A 15767-nucleotide genomic window follows, 5' to 3' on the forward strand; every position below is an offset into this window, starting at 1 on the left:
TCCAGTGCCGAGTAGTTCAAAAGGTTGCTTGTTGTATCTAGGATTTATATAAATTGTTGGAAAAGCAATGATAAAAATGGAATTAAAATGGTAACAATAACATTATTGATGCTTGTGAAGCTTTAGGGGTGAGTTAAATATATCAGATTGCAATTGCCTTATGGTCAATAACTGCTTCAATACCAAAAGGGGAATGGAGAAATTTAGACAAGTATTACCCAACGTTGTTATATTTTGCAGTTGGGAACCTTGCGTATGAATATATTGCCCATGTTAAATTTCATCTTTGGAAGATGAATGGTGATGGATTATTTCCAGAGATAATTGCGGATTTTATTGCCCTTTTTTTGATTGTAATTCCCGCAATCCTTATTTACTTGTCCAAATATCCAAAAACTCCTAAGGAGAGAATTATTCACATTGCAAAATGGATACTAATCTTTACCATTGTTGAATGGGTTGGTGGTAAATATTTCAATGCTATCAACTATGAAAATGGTTGGAATATTTGGTGGTCTTTTTTATTTAATCTTTGCATGTTCCCCATGCTGCGGCTTCATTATATATCATTTAAAAAGGCGTTATTATTAAGTGTTCCATTTACCTTATTCTATTTACTTTGGTTTCATTATATTTGAAAAAACTTCTTCCTTTCCAAAGAACAATCCACCAAATTCATTCAAGGTGGATTGTTTTTTCGTCGTTAAAGTTGCATCCTGCCCGCATGGAAAAATATATAATTTTGTATTTACGATTAAAAATGGTATAATTCTTTATACAATGTGCAGTGACTTCACTGAATGTAACGGTACAAAAGGGTAACTTCTCACTTTACAACATCGTTTGGATGGTAAGGAGAGGTTATTTTTTTATGGAAATTCAATATTGGGAGTTAATCAATCCGCAGATAACCTTAATGTCCTATTAATAAGGTTGAGTGCTGCTCACTACTTATTGGAATAGATAAAAGAGGTGTAAAATTGCATGACTGATACAATTTCTAAGTCTGCACAGAAGGTTGAGAAAGCTGATTTATCAAACGAAGAAAAAAGTGTTGGTCTAATCGCGGATCTCAAATCCCTTTTTAAAGCAGCTGTTTTAATCGCTAATGTGCTCCCTGTCTTTACCGGATTCTGGTTGGCTCTTCATTTTACCAATGCTTCTTTTATGGATCATTTAGATGTTTTCTTGCTAACGATTATCGGAAGTACAATGGTTATGGCTGGAGCACTTGTTCTTAATAACTGGTATGATGTTGATATTGATACAGTAATGGATAGAACGAAAAACCGTCCTACAGTAACAGGTAATATTTCTTTGAAAGTAGTTTTAACATTGGGAATTGCCTTATCTGTACTTGGTTTAATCCTTTTATTCTTTACGACAATTGAAGCTGCCATATATGCTTTTGTGGGATGGTTCACCTATGTAGTTTTGTATACCATGTGGTCAAAACGAAGATATACGCTTAATACAGTAATTGGAAGTGTTTCCGGTGCTGTTACGCCATTAATTGGCTGGACCGTAATTGAACCTGGCTTTCAAACAGTTCCCATTGTTTTGTTCCTAATCCTGTTTATTTTTCAAATGCCACATACCTTTGCCATTGCCATGAAGAAATATAAAGAATATAAAGCGGCCAAGGTGGCGATGCTTCCAGTTGTAAAGGGATTTGCAGTGACAAAGCGGCAAATGGTAATTTATATCGCTTGCCTACTTCCATTGCCGTTTTTTTTAACGTCGCTTGGTACAACCTTTATCGTAATTGCTACCTTGCTTAACGTTGGCTGGTTAGTTGTGAGTATAAGCGGGTTTTTTACGAAAGACGATTTAAAATGGGCACATATCAATTTTCTTTATTCGGTAAATTATATAACTCTATTGTTTCTCCTGATGGTTATTGTTACATTGCCGCTATTTGGCTAGTGCATTAAAGCCAAGCCGTTATTGATTGCAATTATTAAATATTAATCCAAACTAAATATTAGCAAAGACTGCCCCAATAGTATGCAATTTAAATGCATGCCAATGGGGCAGTTTTTTTATGGCTATCATATTTGTTCACCATTTTGTCATTATTATTTCTGTTCATTAATCCATGCTTGACCTTCCACTTTATTTAACAATATAGCCACGCTAAAAAGCCGAATAACGGTGAATACTCAGCTATTTGGCGCAATTTAGATCACAAGTCACTACTTTTTTTGCCTCAAGTAGTATCCCAAATTATCTATTTACCTCATTTAGAAAAGCAAATTTAATGTGATGCAGTTCACTTCGTTGATAACTTTTCGCAACTATTATGTAAGTATGAAGTTCATAAGGGGGATGAGTTAGGATGGGAGCAGCAAAAGGAAATAAAAAAAAGCCGGGTGAAGCGCACGAAGCACCATTAAAGGGAACATGGATTTCCGTGGGGGTGCTTGGAGTAGTAATTCTTGCCACGTATTTATTATTATACGGGCTATATATGACTAGAATATAGGAGGGAAAAGAGATGAAGATGCATCTTGACGAAAAGATATGGCTGACCTTAAGTTTTGGCATGATCATGATATTCATGTTTATCACAGGCTATCAAGCATTTGCTTACGATATGGAGCCGCCAAGTAATAAAGAAATTATTGATCCACAAAAGGTAGATCAAATAGCGCCATTCAATAAGCCAGGAATCACAAAGATTGGCGAAAAAGAGTATGAAGTAGTCATGACATTACAAGTATTTAGTTTTAATCCGGGTAATATTGAAGTGCCTGCCGGATCAACTGTGCATTTTACATTAACATCAAAAGATGTCGTCCACGGGTTTGAGGTTGCTGAAACAAACCTAAATACAATGGTAGTTCCGGGACATATTCAAAAAATCACCCAAAAGTTTGATAAAGCTGGAACGTATTTAGTGTTATGTAATGAATATTGCGGTGCCGGTCACCAAATGATGAGTACCACGATTACGGTTAAATAAAGGGGGGAAACAAAATGCAAACAGCAAAATCACAAACATTTAAGGATAAAACTAGTAAAGTGATGGGAATAAACAAGGAAGACGCATTATTAACGAAATCATATATATTTGTAGCATTTATGGCTTTACTTCTTGGCGGAATATTAGGACTAGTACAAGGACTAAACCGTGCAGGACTTCTGGAATTACCATCATGGGTTAACTATTATCAAGTTTTAACAGCACATGGTTTAATTTTAGTTGTGGTATTAACGGCTTTCTTTACAATTGGTTATTTTTACGCAGGACTTTCCCATACATTAGGTGGTCTGCTTCCAATAGTAAGAAAGATGGCCTGGATTGGCTTTGGATTGAAGATTGTCGGCTTTGTTTTAGCTGTCATACCAATCATCATGGGTGATGCATCTGTTATGTATACCTTCTATCCGCCGATGGCAGCTGCACCTATGTTCTATATTGGTTTAGCGTTAATTGTGGTAGGCGTATGGATGTGTGCGTTTGGAGCATTTATCAATGTTGCTAATTGGAGAAAGAACCATAAAGGACAACATGTTCCGATTCTTGCATTCTTTGCTACTGGGGTGTTTGTTCTATTGTTTTTCGGCAGTCTCCCTGTAGCGATCGAAGTAATCGTTATGATTATTCCTTGGTCATTCGGCTGGGTTAAGACAATCAACGTTATGGTTGCGCGTACTCTATTCTGGGCTTTCGGCCATACATTAGTTAATATCTGGTATTTAACAGCCGTGTCTGCTTGGTATGTTATTGTACCGAAAATTATTGGCGGCAAACGGTGGAGTGATACATTAACTCGTGTTGTCATTATTGCCTTAGTTATTATGAACATTACTGGTGGATTCCATCACCAGATTGTTGACCCAGGAATTTCACCATCCGTTAAATTTATGCACGTATTTATGAGTTTAGCGATTGGATTCCCGTCTTTAATGACAGCGTGGGCAATGTTTGCTATTTTTGAACGGACTGCAAGAAAGCAAGGCGGAAAAGGACTAATCGGCTGGTATAAGAAAATGCCATGGAAAGATGTTCGTTTCCTAGCACCAATGATTGCGATGATTGCCTTTATTCCTGCTGGTGCAGGCGGTATTGCGCAAAGCACCAACCAATTAGACCAGGTCGTTCATAATACGATGTGGATTGTTGGACACTTCCATTTAACACTCGGCATGTCCGTAGTTATGACATTCTTTGGTATTAGTTATTGGTTAGTTCCATATATTTCAAAACGCGTTCTAACACCGCAAATAAATAAATTAGGTGTAATCCAAACATGGATTTGGACAGTCGGTATGATCTTTATGTCAGGGTCTATGCACTGGGTTGGGTTGCTTGGATCCCCACGGAGAACTTCTTTTACAACTTATGGAGACAATGCAACAGCGTTAAGCTGGAGCCCATATTTGATGTTCTTAGCTGTTGGCGGAACATTGTTAATTATCGGTGTAATTCTTCAAGTCTATGCAGTCATTAATATGATGTTCTTTGCACCAAAAGGGGAAACAGAATTTCCAATTGCTGAAGTGGAGGAAAATGCTGCGAAAACTCCATATTGGACCGAGCGTTGGGGACTTTGGATTGTAATAATGCTATTAGTGGTTGCAATGGCCTATGTTATCCCATTAACCGAATTTATCGTTAATGCACCTCCGGGATCACCACCTTTTAAGACGTGGTAATATAGAAAAGCGGAAGCGATCGTTTAGCGGCGTATGGACTGGAGCGCTTTGAGTGAGTATTGGAAACACGGAGAGCGGAGCGCATCCGTGCTTGACTTATCGTAGGGAAAAGAGCGAAGTCCACTAGCCGCTGGTCGCTGGAGCTAGACAGTTATCAAAGTTAAAAATATTATTTTATTTTTGAAAAGAGATAGCTCGTTGATTAAGGGCTATCTCTTTATACTTTATTCTTTTGTATCACAAAATAGATTGGGAAGTGATCTTCGTGATCAAAAATTGGCCAACTACCTTTGCGTGTTTGCTTGTTATCTTATTTGGATTTGCGTTGTTCTATATTGGAACCGATGGTTTCCAGGCATTTACTGCAGAAACAGCGCGGGTAAATAAGCTAATTGACGATAAGCCTAAGTTCCCTGACGTTACATTTGAGGATAGCAAAGGTCGAAATTATTCTATTTCTGAATTTAAGGGCAAGTATGTGTTTATTACCTTTCTGTATACATCCTGCACAACGGTCTGTCCGCAATTAGAAATGAACATGTCAAAAGTTTATGATAAGGTGCCAAGCAAATATATGGGCAAAGATATTAACTTTTTAAGTATAAGCTTTGATCCTGCCCGAGATGATCCATCCACATTAGAAAAATACCGGGGCTATTTTAATAGTGATGGCGAAACATGGCGGATGGCAAGAATTACAAAACAAGCGGAATTAGATGCATTGTTAAAAGAGTTTGGTGTCATTGTTATTCCTGATGGGAATGGAAGCTTTGCCCATAACTCTGCTTTTTATTTGGTTGATAAAAATGGCAGTCTTGTCGATGTTATGGACTATAAGAAGGTTGACGAGGCAGCTAATAAGCTTGTTGATATTCTTGGTAAGGAAGCGGGGGAGTAATCATGAAGCAAACGATATATGGCTTACTGTTATTACTTTTTCTAGCGCTTCCTCCTGTTGCGAATTTAATGGAATCCGTCATGATTATTCACATGCATATGCAAATGCCGATGTTAATTTTTACGGGATTTCTAATTGCCCGTATTTTTCAACTTCGATTTCCTCACTCTTTTGACAAATGGAATAGTAACGGTATACCAGGAATTATCTTGTTTGTTATCATAGTTGTTTACTGGACGCTGCCACGATCCATGGATGAAGCATTAAATGAACAAAGCATGGAGATATTTAAATTTGTCAGTTTACCATTATTAGCGGGCATCCCATTAAGGGATAGTTGGAAAAGGATTGGAACAGTTGGAAAAAACTTAATTATTATCCTTTTTACAATTCTGTTTATTGGAATGGGATGGTTATACATTGATTCCCCTGTTCAATTATGTAACAACTACTTAGTAATTGAGCAAATTACTCTTGGCTGGGGGTTTGTCACAACGGCTATCTGCTTGGTAATCTACCTGGTATACACCACTTTTACAGATCCATCGAAATATGAGTGATTATATAAAGAAGGCCCATTCCATTAGGAGTGGGTTTTATTTCATGAATAGGGGAAAACTAGAAGGTCAAGTAGTGCAATCATAATACCAAATAAAAGTAAAGCTTTTGTTAAAAAAGGAAAATTATTATTAAATGAAATATAATAAGGGGGAAGGAGAGTGTTAATTTTGAAAAAAGGATATATGGTGATTGGGATTATTGTAGCCGTGATTGTTATTTTTGGTGCCATGTTAATTTCCAGCTATAACTCTTTTGTCAATTTAGATGAAAATGTGGATCAGTCCTATGCTCAAATTGAAAATCAGCTGCAAAGAAGGCTCGATTTAATTCCAAACTTAGTGAATACGGTTAAAGGATTTGCTTCGCACGAAAAGGAAGTAATTGGTTCAATATCAGATGCCCGTGCACGATTGGCTGGAGCAAAAACACCGCAGGAACAAGCAACAGCTAACGGAGAATTATCTGGTGCTTTAAGCCGATTGCTTGTCGTAGTAGAAAATTATCCCGACCTTAAGGCAAATCAACAGTTTACACAATTAATGGATGAACTGGCTGGAACTGAAAATAGAATATCAGTTGCCCGCAAAGATTACAATGATCAGGTGGCCGAATTTAACAAAAAAGTGAAACGGTTTCCTGGTTCAGTTATAGCAGGAATGACCGGGTTTCATGAAAAGGAATATTTCAAAGCAGATCCAAGGGCATCAGAGGCACCAAAGGTTGACTTTGGAGGCAATGAGTAATGAATGCGAAACGGGCCTTCAGCTTTCTATTGGTGTTTTTCACCTTTTTTCTGTGTGCTGCAAATGCACTTGCTGAGGATGTCCAAATTCCTGCTCCCGTTGGAGATATTTATGTTCAGGATTTTGCCCATGTGTTAAACGAAACAGAAATAGTACAGTTAAGAAATTTAGGCAGATCCATTGATGACCAAACAACGGCACAAATTGCAGTTTTGACAGTTAATACAATCGGAGAACAAGCGGTTCAGGAATTTGCCAATAAGGCTTTTCGGCAGTACAGACTTGGAAATAAGAAGGAAAACAATGGGGTCTTGCTTGTTTTAGCCATGAAAGAACGCAAAGTTTGGATTGAGGTAGGTTATGGACTCGAAGGTAGACTTCCAGACGGAAAAACAGGGCGAATCCTTGATGAAAATGCCGTTCCATATCTAAAAAGTCAACAGCCGAATAAAGCGGTAGTCCAAACGTATAAAGTATTAGCAAAAGAAGTTCTTGCTGAATATGGCAAAGAAGGCGTAGAAAGTGAAGCAGGTCAGCAAACGACAGGGGATAAGGGAATTGGGATTCCCGCTTGGCTGCTAATTATTATTGTCATTGTTGTTGTATTTTTGGATTTTAAGTTCTTTGGCGGTACACTCACATATCTGCTACTTTCGATATTATCCCGTGGCGGCAGAGGAGGAGGCGGTGGCGGGTCCCGTGGCGGAGGAGGCGGTTCTTCCGGCGGCGGAGGCGCAGGACGTGGATGGTAATCCCTTCAACTTTTTAACCTTTATGTTTAAATCTTAAGTACCTACCCATTCGACTCAGCCTTAGGGCTGGGTTTTTGTATGTTTGTGAAGTTATTCGCATGGTGTCAGGCACCACAGCAAAAAAGTGAAACTTTTCCTCCATTTTATCGTATACTTAATAGGAATATTTTACATAAGTGGAAGCAGGGGTGTTGAAAATGGAATTAGAAAAAGAAGTGAGTACACCGAAAGAGAACCCGAGTTTATTGGGAATGTTTACGAGTCCGGGTCAGCAGTTTGAGAGGATTAGAGAAAAGCCAAAAATTTGGGTGCCGCTAATTATTGTTAGTATCCTCTATGTGTTTGGAACAATCTTTATGGCACTATCAATGGATGAGTCTATTTTAGCGGGCCAGGATATACCAGAAGATCAAAAAGAGCTTATTTTGATGATTACTAAGATAACGGTTGCGATTACTGGTATCGTATCGCCGATTTTCGGAGTTCTTATTACTAGTGTCATCCAATTAGTTATTGCAAAGATTGCTAGTTCAGCTGTCACCTTTAAACAGTTATTTTCTATGAATACTTTTATCATGATTATTGGGGCCGTGGGGCTTATCTTAAATATGGCATTAAGGTTTGGTATTGGAGGAAAGCCAGAAATATATATTACAAGTTTAGCAGGGGTACTGAATCAGGATAAAGTCAGCGTCCTAGGTTCAATTGAGGTATTCGGAATCTGGGGAGTGATATTGACGGCACTTGGGCTTCATAAAACAGCGCAGTTTTCTAAAGGGCTGGCATGGACAATTGCAATTGCCTTCTTCTTAATTGGGATTGGCTTTAGCTTGGTTGGGACATTATTTCAAGGGGCGCCGAAGCTATAATGAAAAAGAAAACGTGGATCGCATTGGGTGTTATAAGCTTGGTCATCATTATGATTGCTGTCAGCGTTTACCGCCAGGTTTTTGCAAAAGGACCTTCAGTAAGAACGGCAGAAATCACTCAGGAGGAAATCTCCTCCCTATTGATGATTCCAGGAACAGTAAAACTTCAAGAGGAACAAATCGTTTATGCCGCCCCTGATAAAGGGGAGCTAAAGGAACTGCTAGTCGAAGAAGGCCAGACAGTCAAGAAAGGGACCGTCTTAGCCAAGCTCCAAAATCCTCAGTTGGAACTTGAAATTGAGCAAAATAAATTATCAGTCGAATCGGCAAATTTAAAAATTGAACAACTTGATATGCAAATCAAACAGGTAAAAGAAAAGGAAAAAACTTTAGCTGATCAGGTTGGTAAAAAGGAAGCGAAGAAACAGTTTGCTCCTGAACTTGAACAACTTGATATGCAAAAAAAGGTAGCTAATATAGAACTAAAGCAAACTACACTGCAAAAAGATATGATTAGCAGGCGCCAGAGTGAATTAGAGATTAAGAGTACAATCAACGGTGTTGTGCTCTCAGTGAAAAAGCCGGCCGCATCTTCGATGGATGCAGCTAATCTTGAACCCATTTTACATATTGGTAAGCTAAATGGAATGACCGCAGGGGGACTGCTGTCTGAATATGACACATTGAAAGTAAACAGTGGACAGAAAGTGATATTACGTTCAGATGCCGTGCCGGGCCAGGAATGGAAAGGTGAAATCACCAATATTGCCATTCTCCCACAACAGAATCAAGCAAGCTTGCAAAATGGCAGCCAGGCTGTACAGTATCCTGTTACAGTAAAAATTTCCGGTGACACGAATGCGTTAAAACCAGGCTTCCAGGTCATTATGGAGATTGAAACGGATAAAAAGACAGCGATGGTTCTCCCAATCGATGGGTTGCATGATGATGGAGATCAGCCCTATGTTTATCTTGTAAAGGATGGAAAAACTCACAAAAAGAATGTCAAAACGGGTATCACGTCAGGGCAGAAAATAGAAATCCTTGAAGGTATTTCACAAGGAGACCGCGTCATCATAAAGGGACCGTCCAATATGAAGGATGGGTTGGAAGTGATAGTCAAATGATCCGGCTAGAATCCATCACAAGATCATTTTTGCTTGGAAAAGAAAGTGTCCATGTCTTAAATGGAATTAGCCTCTCGATTCAGTCAGGTGAGTTCGCTGCCATCATGGGTCCGTCGGGTTCAGGGAAATCGACTTTGATGAATATCATTGGCTGTTTAGATAAGCCGACTGAAGGAGAATACTACCTTGGCGGCGAAAATGTTTCGCATTATAATGACAAGGAATTGGCGCGGGTAAGAAATCAATCGATTGGTTTTGTGTTTCAGCAATTTCATCTACTGCCGCGCTTGTCAGCATTAAAAAATGTCGAGCTGCCGATGATCTATGCAGGGGTTTCAAAAAAGGAGCGTCAGGCCCGTGCTGAAGAGGCATTAATGAAGGTAGGACTAGCTGATCGGATGAACCACCTTCCGAATGCCCTCTCCGGTGGACAAAAGCAGCGTGTTGCCATTGCTAGAGCGATTGTCAATCAGCCAAAGCTAATATTGGCGGATGAACCAACCGGTGCCCTTGATTCGAAAACGAGTATGGACATCATGGAACAATTTAGAGAGCTTAATGCGGAGGGTGTTACAATTATCGTCGTTACCCATGAATCAGAAGTGGCGGAATATGCAAACAGAACAATTTTGGTCAGGGATGGAATGATTCAGTCTCCTGCTGTGTTGGATAGGGGGCCAAGCATATGAGTTTTTCAGAGAATCTTTTAATGGCGTTAAGCTCTCTCAAGGCACATAAGATGCGCAGTATTCTGACGATGCTAGGGATTATTATTGGTGTGGCGGCAGTCATTATCGTGGTGGCAATTGGTCAGGGCGGGGAAGCGATGCTTAAAACACAGATTACTGGTTCGGGAAATACGATTGAAATGTTTTATCAGCCTTCAGATGAAGAAATGAAGGCAAACCCAAATATATTCCAACAGGCCCCGTTTAAACAGGAAGATATTAGGGCGCTGGAACAAATACCGGAAATTAAGCGGGTGGTCGCATCAAGCACTAAATTGTCATCGGCGCGATTTCAAAAGGACACCGTTGATGTGTCTACAACAGGCATTAATCAGGCCTATATACAGTTAAATGAGTTGAAAGTAGAAAAGGGAAGGAATTTTTCAACCTCTGATTTTCTAGGTGGCAGGCGTACTGGTATCGTTAGCAGCAAATTTCAGGAGGAATTTTTTAAGGGCGAAAATGCTGTTGGAAAAGTTATCATGGTGGCCAATCAGCCAATAGAAGTCATCGGTGTCTTAGAAAAGCCAACCGGCCTCCTTTCATTTGGTTCGATGGAAGTTTATCTTCCTTTCCAAACTTGGAGAAATATTTACGGCAGCAGTGATTTTACCCAGGTAACACTTCAAGCTGCATCTGCTGAACAGCTGCAGGTTGCTGGTAAAAAGGCAGCCAAGCTTTTAAATAATAGGCATAATACGGAAAAATCCTATCAGGTAATCAATATGGAAGAAATTGCCCAAGGAATAGGTCAGGTTACAAAAATAATGACCTTAATTATTGGGAGCATTGCTGGTATTTCCTTATTTGTTGGCGGGATTGGTGTCATGAATATTATGCTCGTTTCCGTAACGGAAAGAACAAGGGAAATCGGGATTCGAATGGCACTAGGTGCAACACGGGGACAAGTATTGACACAATTTTTAATTGAATCAGTGACCCTAACCTTAATAGGCGGTATTCTGGGAATTTTCCTGGGCTGGGGAACGGCGACAGTGGTCAGTTTCTTTGCAGGCTGGCCATCCTTGGTATCATGGCAAGTAGTGTTAGGCGGAGTGTTATTTTCAATGGTCATTGGCGTTGTATTTGGACTCCTTCCGGCCAACAAGGCCTCCAAATTAGATCCGATTGAGTCACTTAGGTATGAATAGCGGTGAAAGAAACCGCCCGAGTTTTGTAGGTCTTTGTCGAAAGTAAAGTGAAGTACACACCTTATGGTTTGCAGATTAAGAACAATATGATAAAATAATTATTGAAATATTCAGTTAACAAGTGTCCCTTTGTTATCTGGCCAGAATGATAGTTTAGAAGGAGTCGAGCTGAGCATGGAAACAGTGAGTTTAGAAAGTAAAGGTTATTTTGGAGAGTTTGGTGGGAGCTTTGTACCTGGGGATTTGCAGCAGGTGATGAATCAATTAGAAGAGCAATTTTTGCGGTATAAGGATGACCCGGAATTTATTGAGGAATTCAATTATTATCTAAAAGAATATGTAGGTCGCGAAAATCCATTAACGTTCGCTGAAAATTTAACGAAGCAAAATGGCGGTGCAAAGATATATTTGAAACGAGAGGATTTAAACCATACAGGTGCCCACAAAATTAATAATGCGATTGGGCAAATATTATTAGCAAAACGAATGGGTGCAAAGCGGATCATCGCAGAAACTGGAGCTGGCCAACACGGTGTTGCAACGGCCACTGCCTGTGCGATGTTTGGAATGGAATGTATTATTTATATGGGCAAGCTGGACACAGAGCGTCAAGCACTTAACGTCTTTCGAATGGAGTTATTAGGGGCCAAGGTTGTGCCGGTTGAAAAAGGGCAGGGCCGCTTAAAGGATGCCGTCGATGAAGCCTTGGGTGACTTGGTGCAAAACTATCAAAATACCTTTTATTTATTAGGTTCAGCCGTTGGACCGCATCCTTATCCGACAATGGTGAAGCATTTCCAAGCGATTATCAGCGAAGAATCAAAGCGTCAGATCCTTGAAAAAGAAGGCAAGCTGCCAACTGCAGTGATTGCCTGTACAGGTGGTGGAAGTAATGCCATCGGTGCGTTTGCCCACTATATTAACGAAAAAGATGTTCGTTTAATTGGGGTTGAACCAGCCGAAGCACCAACCATGACTGAAGGGGTCCCAGCTGTTATCCATGGTTTTAAATGCTTAACATTACTAGATGAATTGGGCGAGCCTAAACCAACGTACTCCATCGCTGCCGGATTGGATTATCCTGGTGTAGGTCCAGAGCACAGCCATTTGAAAACAAGCGGCAGAGCCGAGTATGTGACAATAACCGGACAGGAAGCATTAGAGGCGTTTCAAGTGCTGAGCAAGACAGAAGGTATTATCCCGGCACTTGAGAGCTCCCATGCGGTTGCCTATGCAATAAAGCTTGCAAAGGAATTGGCTGCTGAAGATGTGCTGGTCGTGAACCTTTCCGGCCGCGGTGATAAAGATGTTGAACAGGTATTTAAAATGTTGAAAAAATAATCAAAAGGACGAGCGAAAATGCTCGTCCTCTTTTTATATTTTTAATCGTGCTACAAAGAATTTTTCCTTTTTAGAAGAATATATTTAAGAAGATATTGGACGGTATTTATGAACAAAGGGGGCAGGTATGTATAGGAAGCGAATAAAATTCTATCTTAATTTTAATAGGTCAGATGACATGTTTTTTTATAAGCGCGTTTGTTTCATTACCTTTGGTGCTTCTCTTGTTGCAATTTCCTTACAATTATTTTTGGTGAAAAATTATGTCATTGACGGTGGAGTGATTGGAATTAGTATTATACTTTCCCATATCACTAGTCAGGAAATAGGTTTGTATTTATTGGTTTTGAATACCCCCTTTTTCTTAATCGCCTATTCATACCTGGGAAGAAGGTTTCTTATGCTGAGCCTTTTTGCCATCCTTGTGTTATCAATTGGAACGTATATATTAGAACCAGTTCCGGTCTTAACCCATAACCCAATTTTAGTGATTATCCTTGGAGGTATTTGTTTAGGTTTGGGGGTGGGAATAACGATTCGGTTTGGCGGTTGTTTAGACGGGACAGAGGTGTTGGCAATCTTGTTTAGTAAACGTTCCCCAGTTTCGATTGGACAATATGTTCTATTATTTAATTTTTTCATTTTTGGAATTTCAATTTTTATATTTGGTTTAAATGAGGCAATATACTCATTAGCAACCTTTCTCGTCGCCTATAGAACTATTGATTTTTCCATTCAGGCCCACTAAAAGTTATCATCTGTTCAGTAAATGGATTTACATAAATCATAAAAAAACGCTCAATTAACCATGTAAAAGATATATCGGTTGGTACCAGAACATAGCCATTTAAGATGGACAATAGGAAAGAGGAAGGAAATAATCCTTCCTCTTTAACTGGCTGTTTTGTGTTTATTTAAAAAGCTACGGAGTACATACCGTTGTTCCCACCATTTAAAAGAGAAAAACATTTATTAGATGCCGAGACTATTTTATTATACTGTGGGGATTGAGCGAATATTACTTGTAGGTGTAAGCTGCATATTGATTGATTAATATAAAGGATTCATCCATGCTTAAGGTGTAGTTTTTTGGATGGAAAAATTAAGGTATGTTAAAGTAAGATAGAAGGATAAGGCATTTTACGTGAAAATGAGGTTTCGTTGATGATTAAAAGGTATATGACTTTCGGAAAAAATAATGGAATTGCTCCATATATTTGGACAATTCTTTGCATATTGCCATTTTACTTTATTTTCCAATCTCCGTCCACAATTCAAATCGTTGTTGGGATTTTACTTACGCTGGCGTTCTTTATTCTTTATCGAATAGCGTTTATTTCAAAAGGCTGGCCGGTCTATCTTTGGACATTGATCCTGATTGGTATATCAATTACAGCAAACAGCCTGTTTAACTATGTTTATTTTGCCTTTTTTCTTGCCTATTTTATTGGCAATATTAAAGACCGGGTGGCATTCCTTACCTTGTATTTTATTCATTTAATTTGTACCTCCGCTTCCATTAACTATAGCATTGTGCTGCATGAAAAATTATTTTTACAGCAATTGCCCTTCGTAATCATCGTTTGGATCAGTGTCATCCTTCTTCCTTTTAGCATTCAGAATCGGAAAGAGCGAGGACAACTCGAGGAAAAGCTGGAGGATGCGAATAAAAGGATTTCTGATCTGATCAAGGTGGAGGAGCGGCAGCGGATTGCCCGCGATCTTCATGATACACTTGGTCAAAAGCTCTCTTTAATTGGGTTAAAGTCGGATTTGGCACGAAAATTAATTTCTAAGGATCCGGAGCAGGCACGGCTTGAATTAAAGGATGTGCAGCAAACAGCACGCACTGCGTTAAGTGAGGTTAGAAAAATGGTGTCTTCGATGCGTGGGATTCGCTTGAAGGATGAAATCCTGCGTGTTAAACAGATCCTTAATGCCGCGCAAATCAACTTTTTAAGTGAAGGGGAATTCATCTTAACAAATGTTTCGTCGTTAACCGAGAATATATTAAGTATGTGTTTGAAAGAGGCTGTAAACAATGTGGTAAAACACAGTAATGCCTCGTCATGTGCCATTTCCTTAAAACAATCGTTGAAGGAAACAGTCATGACAATTCGTGATGACGGTGTCTTTAAGGGTGAACAAGAAATTTTAGCCGATGGTCATGGTCTGATAGGCATGAAGGAACGGTTGGAATTTATCAATGGCAGTCTAGTGCTATTAATAAAGGAAGGTACGACCTTAATTATCAGGGTACCGAATGATGTGAAATCAGGTTTAGGTAAGGAGGCTGGGAAAAATGATTAGGATTGTTATTGCTGAAGATCAGCAAATGCTGTTAGGCGCTTTTGGTTCACTGCTTAATTTGGAAGATGATATGGAAGTTATTGGGAAGGCTTCGAATGGGGAGGAAGCTGTTGGGCTAGTAAAGAAGTTTCAGCCAGATGTTTGTATCATGGATATTGAAATGCCTGGAAAGAGCGGTCTCGAGGCAGCCGAAGAACTAAAAGGACTTGGCTGTAAAGTAATCATTTTAACAACCTTTGCCCGCACCGGTTATTTTCAACGGGCGTTAAAGGCTGGTGTGAGCGGCTACTTGCTCAAGGATAGTCCAAGTGATGAACTGGCCAGTTCCATCCGAAGCGTGATGTCAGGAAAACGAATTTATGCACCGGAATTAATGGATGATGTGTACGGGGAAGAAAACCCTCTAACCGACCGGGAAAAAGAAGTATTGGAACTCGTTGCTGATGGAAAAAACACAAAAGAAATCGCTGAAGAACTCAGCATAAAAGCGGGCACCGTCCGCAACTATATCTCGATTATCTTAGACAAACTTCAAGTAAAAAATCGGATCGAAGCCATCACCCAATCGAAAGAAAAGGGCTGGTTTAAATAAGGAGTATTAAATAGGTAATAAATTTTTTCGAAA

Annotated in this window: 17 protein-coding genes; all 17 read left to right on the plus strand. The window is 39.4% G+C overall.

The window, feature by feature from the left end; genetic code table 11:
* Positions 1–179: 179 nt before the first annotated feature.
* The 17 genes from BSO02S_RS28450 (at position 180) to BSO02S_RS09540 (ending at position 15734) form a co-directional block, all read left to right on the plus strand.
* Positions 180–638 (plus strand): CBO0543 family protein, encoded by a 459-nt coding sequence (locus tag BSO02S_RS28450; protein WP_280523562.1) that lies wholly within the window; start codon positions 180–182, stop codon positions 636–638.
* 346 nt (positions 639–984) lie between these two features.
* Complete coding sequence (gene cyoE, locus BSO02S_RS09470) at positions 985–1926, plus strand: heme o synthase (protein ID WP_066065916.1); 942 nt, start codon at positions 985–987, stop codon at positions 1924–1926.
* A gap of 412 nt (positions 1927–2338) precedes the next feature.
* Positions 2339–2485: a cytochrome c oxidase subunit 2A gene (locus BSO02S_RS26970; RefSeq protein WP_142303739.1), complete on the plus strand. Its 147-nt coding sequence runs from the start codon at positions 2339–2341 to the stop codon at positions 2483–2485.
* Positions 2486–2497: 12 nt separating this feature from the next.
* Positions 2498–2965 carry a cytochrome c oxidase subunit II gene (locus BSO02S_RS09475; RefSeq protein WP_066065917.1) on the plus strand — a complete coding sequence of 156 codons (468 nt, stop codon included), beginning with the start codon at positions 2498–2500 and terminating at the stop codon, positions 2963–2965.
* 14 nt (positions 2966–2979) lie between these two features.
* Entirely contained in the window at positions 2980–4662 is a 1683-nt protein-coding gene (locus BSO02S_RS09480) for a cbb3-type cytochrome c oxidase subunit I (RefSeq protein ID WP_066065920.1), read from the plus strand.
* Positions 4663–4927: 265 nt separating this feature from the next.
* Positions 4928–5560: an SCO family protein gene (locus BSO02S_RS09485; RefSeq protein WP_066065923.1), complete on the plus strand. Its 633-nt coding sequence runs from the start codon at positions 4928–4930 to the stop codon at positions 5558–5560.
* A gap of 2 nt (positions 5561–5562) precedes the next feature.
* Positions 5563–6120: a hypothetical protein gene (locus BSO02S_RS09490; protein WP_174524236.1), complete on the plus strand. Its 558-nt coding sequence runs from the start codon at positions 5563–5565 to the stop codon at positions 6118–6120.
* 183 nt (positions 6121–6303) lie between these two features.
* The gene (locus tag BSO02S_RS09495) at positions 6304–6864 is read left to right on the plus strand and encodes a LemA family protein (RefSeq protein WP_174524237.1); all 561 of its coding nucleotides are present in this window, start codon (positions 6304–6306) and stop codon (positions 6862–6864) included.
* A complete protein-coding gene (locus BSO02S_RS09500; protein WP_066065929.1) occupies positions 6864–7616 on the plus strand; it encodes a TPM domain-containing protein in 753 nt (250 codons plus the stop codon). The genes BSO02S_RS09495 and BSO02S_RS09500 overlap by 1 nt, the downstream gene beginning before the upstream one ends.
* Positions 7617–7813: 197 nt before the next feature.
* Positions 7814–8485: a YknW family membrane protein gene (yknW, locus tag BSO02S_RS09505; protein WP_066065932.1), complete on the plus strand. Its 672-nt coding sequence runs from the start codon at positions 7814–7816 to the stop codon at positions 8483–8485.
* Positions 8485–9612, plus strand: coding sequence for an efflux RND transporter periplasmic adaptor subunit (locus BSO02S_RS09510; protein ID WP_066065935.1), 1128 nt, complete (start codon positions 8485–8487; stop codon positions 9610–9612). The genes yknW and BSO02S_RS09510 overlap by 1 nt, the downstream gene beginning before the upstream one ends.
* A complete protein-coding gene (locus tag BSO02S_RS09515; protein ID WP_066065938.1) occupies positions 9609–10301 on the plus strand; it encodes an ABC transporter ATP-binding protein in 693 nt (230 codons plus the stop codon). Before BSO02S_RS09510 ends, BSO02S_RS09515 begins: the two co-directional genes overlap by 4 nt.
* Positions 10298–11491, plus strand: a complete 1194-nt coding sequence (locus BSO02S_RS09520; protein WP_066065939.1) for an ABC transporter permease — start codon at positions 10298–10300, stop codon at positions 11489–11491. The genes BSO02S_RS09515 and BSO02S_RS09520 overlap by 4 nt, the downstream gene beginning before the upstream one ends.
* A 174-nt stretch (positions 11492–11665) precedes the next feature.
* Positions 11666–12832, plus strand: a complete 1167-nt coding sequence (gene trpB / locus BSO02S_RS09525) for a tryptophan synthase subunit beta (protein WP_066065942.1) — start codon at positions 11666–11668, stop codon at positions 12830–12832.
* A 127-nt stretch (positions 12833–12959) separates the two neighbouring features.
* Complete coding sequence (locus tag BSO02S_RS09530) at positions 12960–13580, plus strand: YitT family protein (protein WP_066065945.1); 621 nt, start codon at positions 12960–12962, stop codon at positions 13578–13580.
* A 416-nt stretch (positions 13581–13996) separates the two neighbouring features.
* A complete protein-coding gene (locus tag BSO02S_RS09535) occupies positions 13997–15142 on the plus strand; it encodes a sensor histidine kinase (protein WP_066065948.1) in 1146 nt (381 codons plus the stop codon).
* Entirely contained in the window at positions 15135–15734 is a 600-nt protein-coding gene (locus BSO02S_RS09540) for a response regulator transcription factor (RefSeq protein WP_066065950.1), read from the plus strand. The genes BSO02S_RS09535 and BSO02S_RS09540 overlap by 8 nt, the downstream gene beginning before the upstream one ends.
* The last annotated feature ends 33 nt before the right edge of the window (positions 15735–15767 follow it).

Source organism: Neobacillus soli NBRC 102451, assembly GCF_001591665.1.
Classification (GTDB): Bacteria; Bacillota; Bacilli; order Bacillales; family Cytobacillaceae; genus Neobacillus; species Neobacillus soli.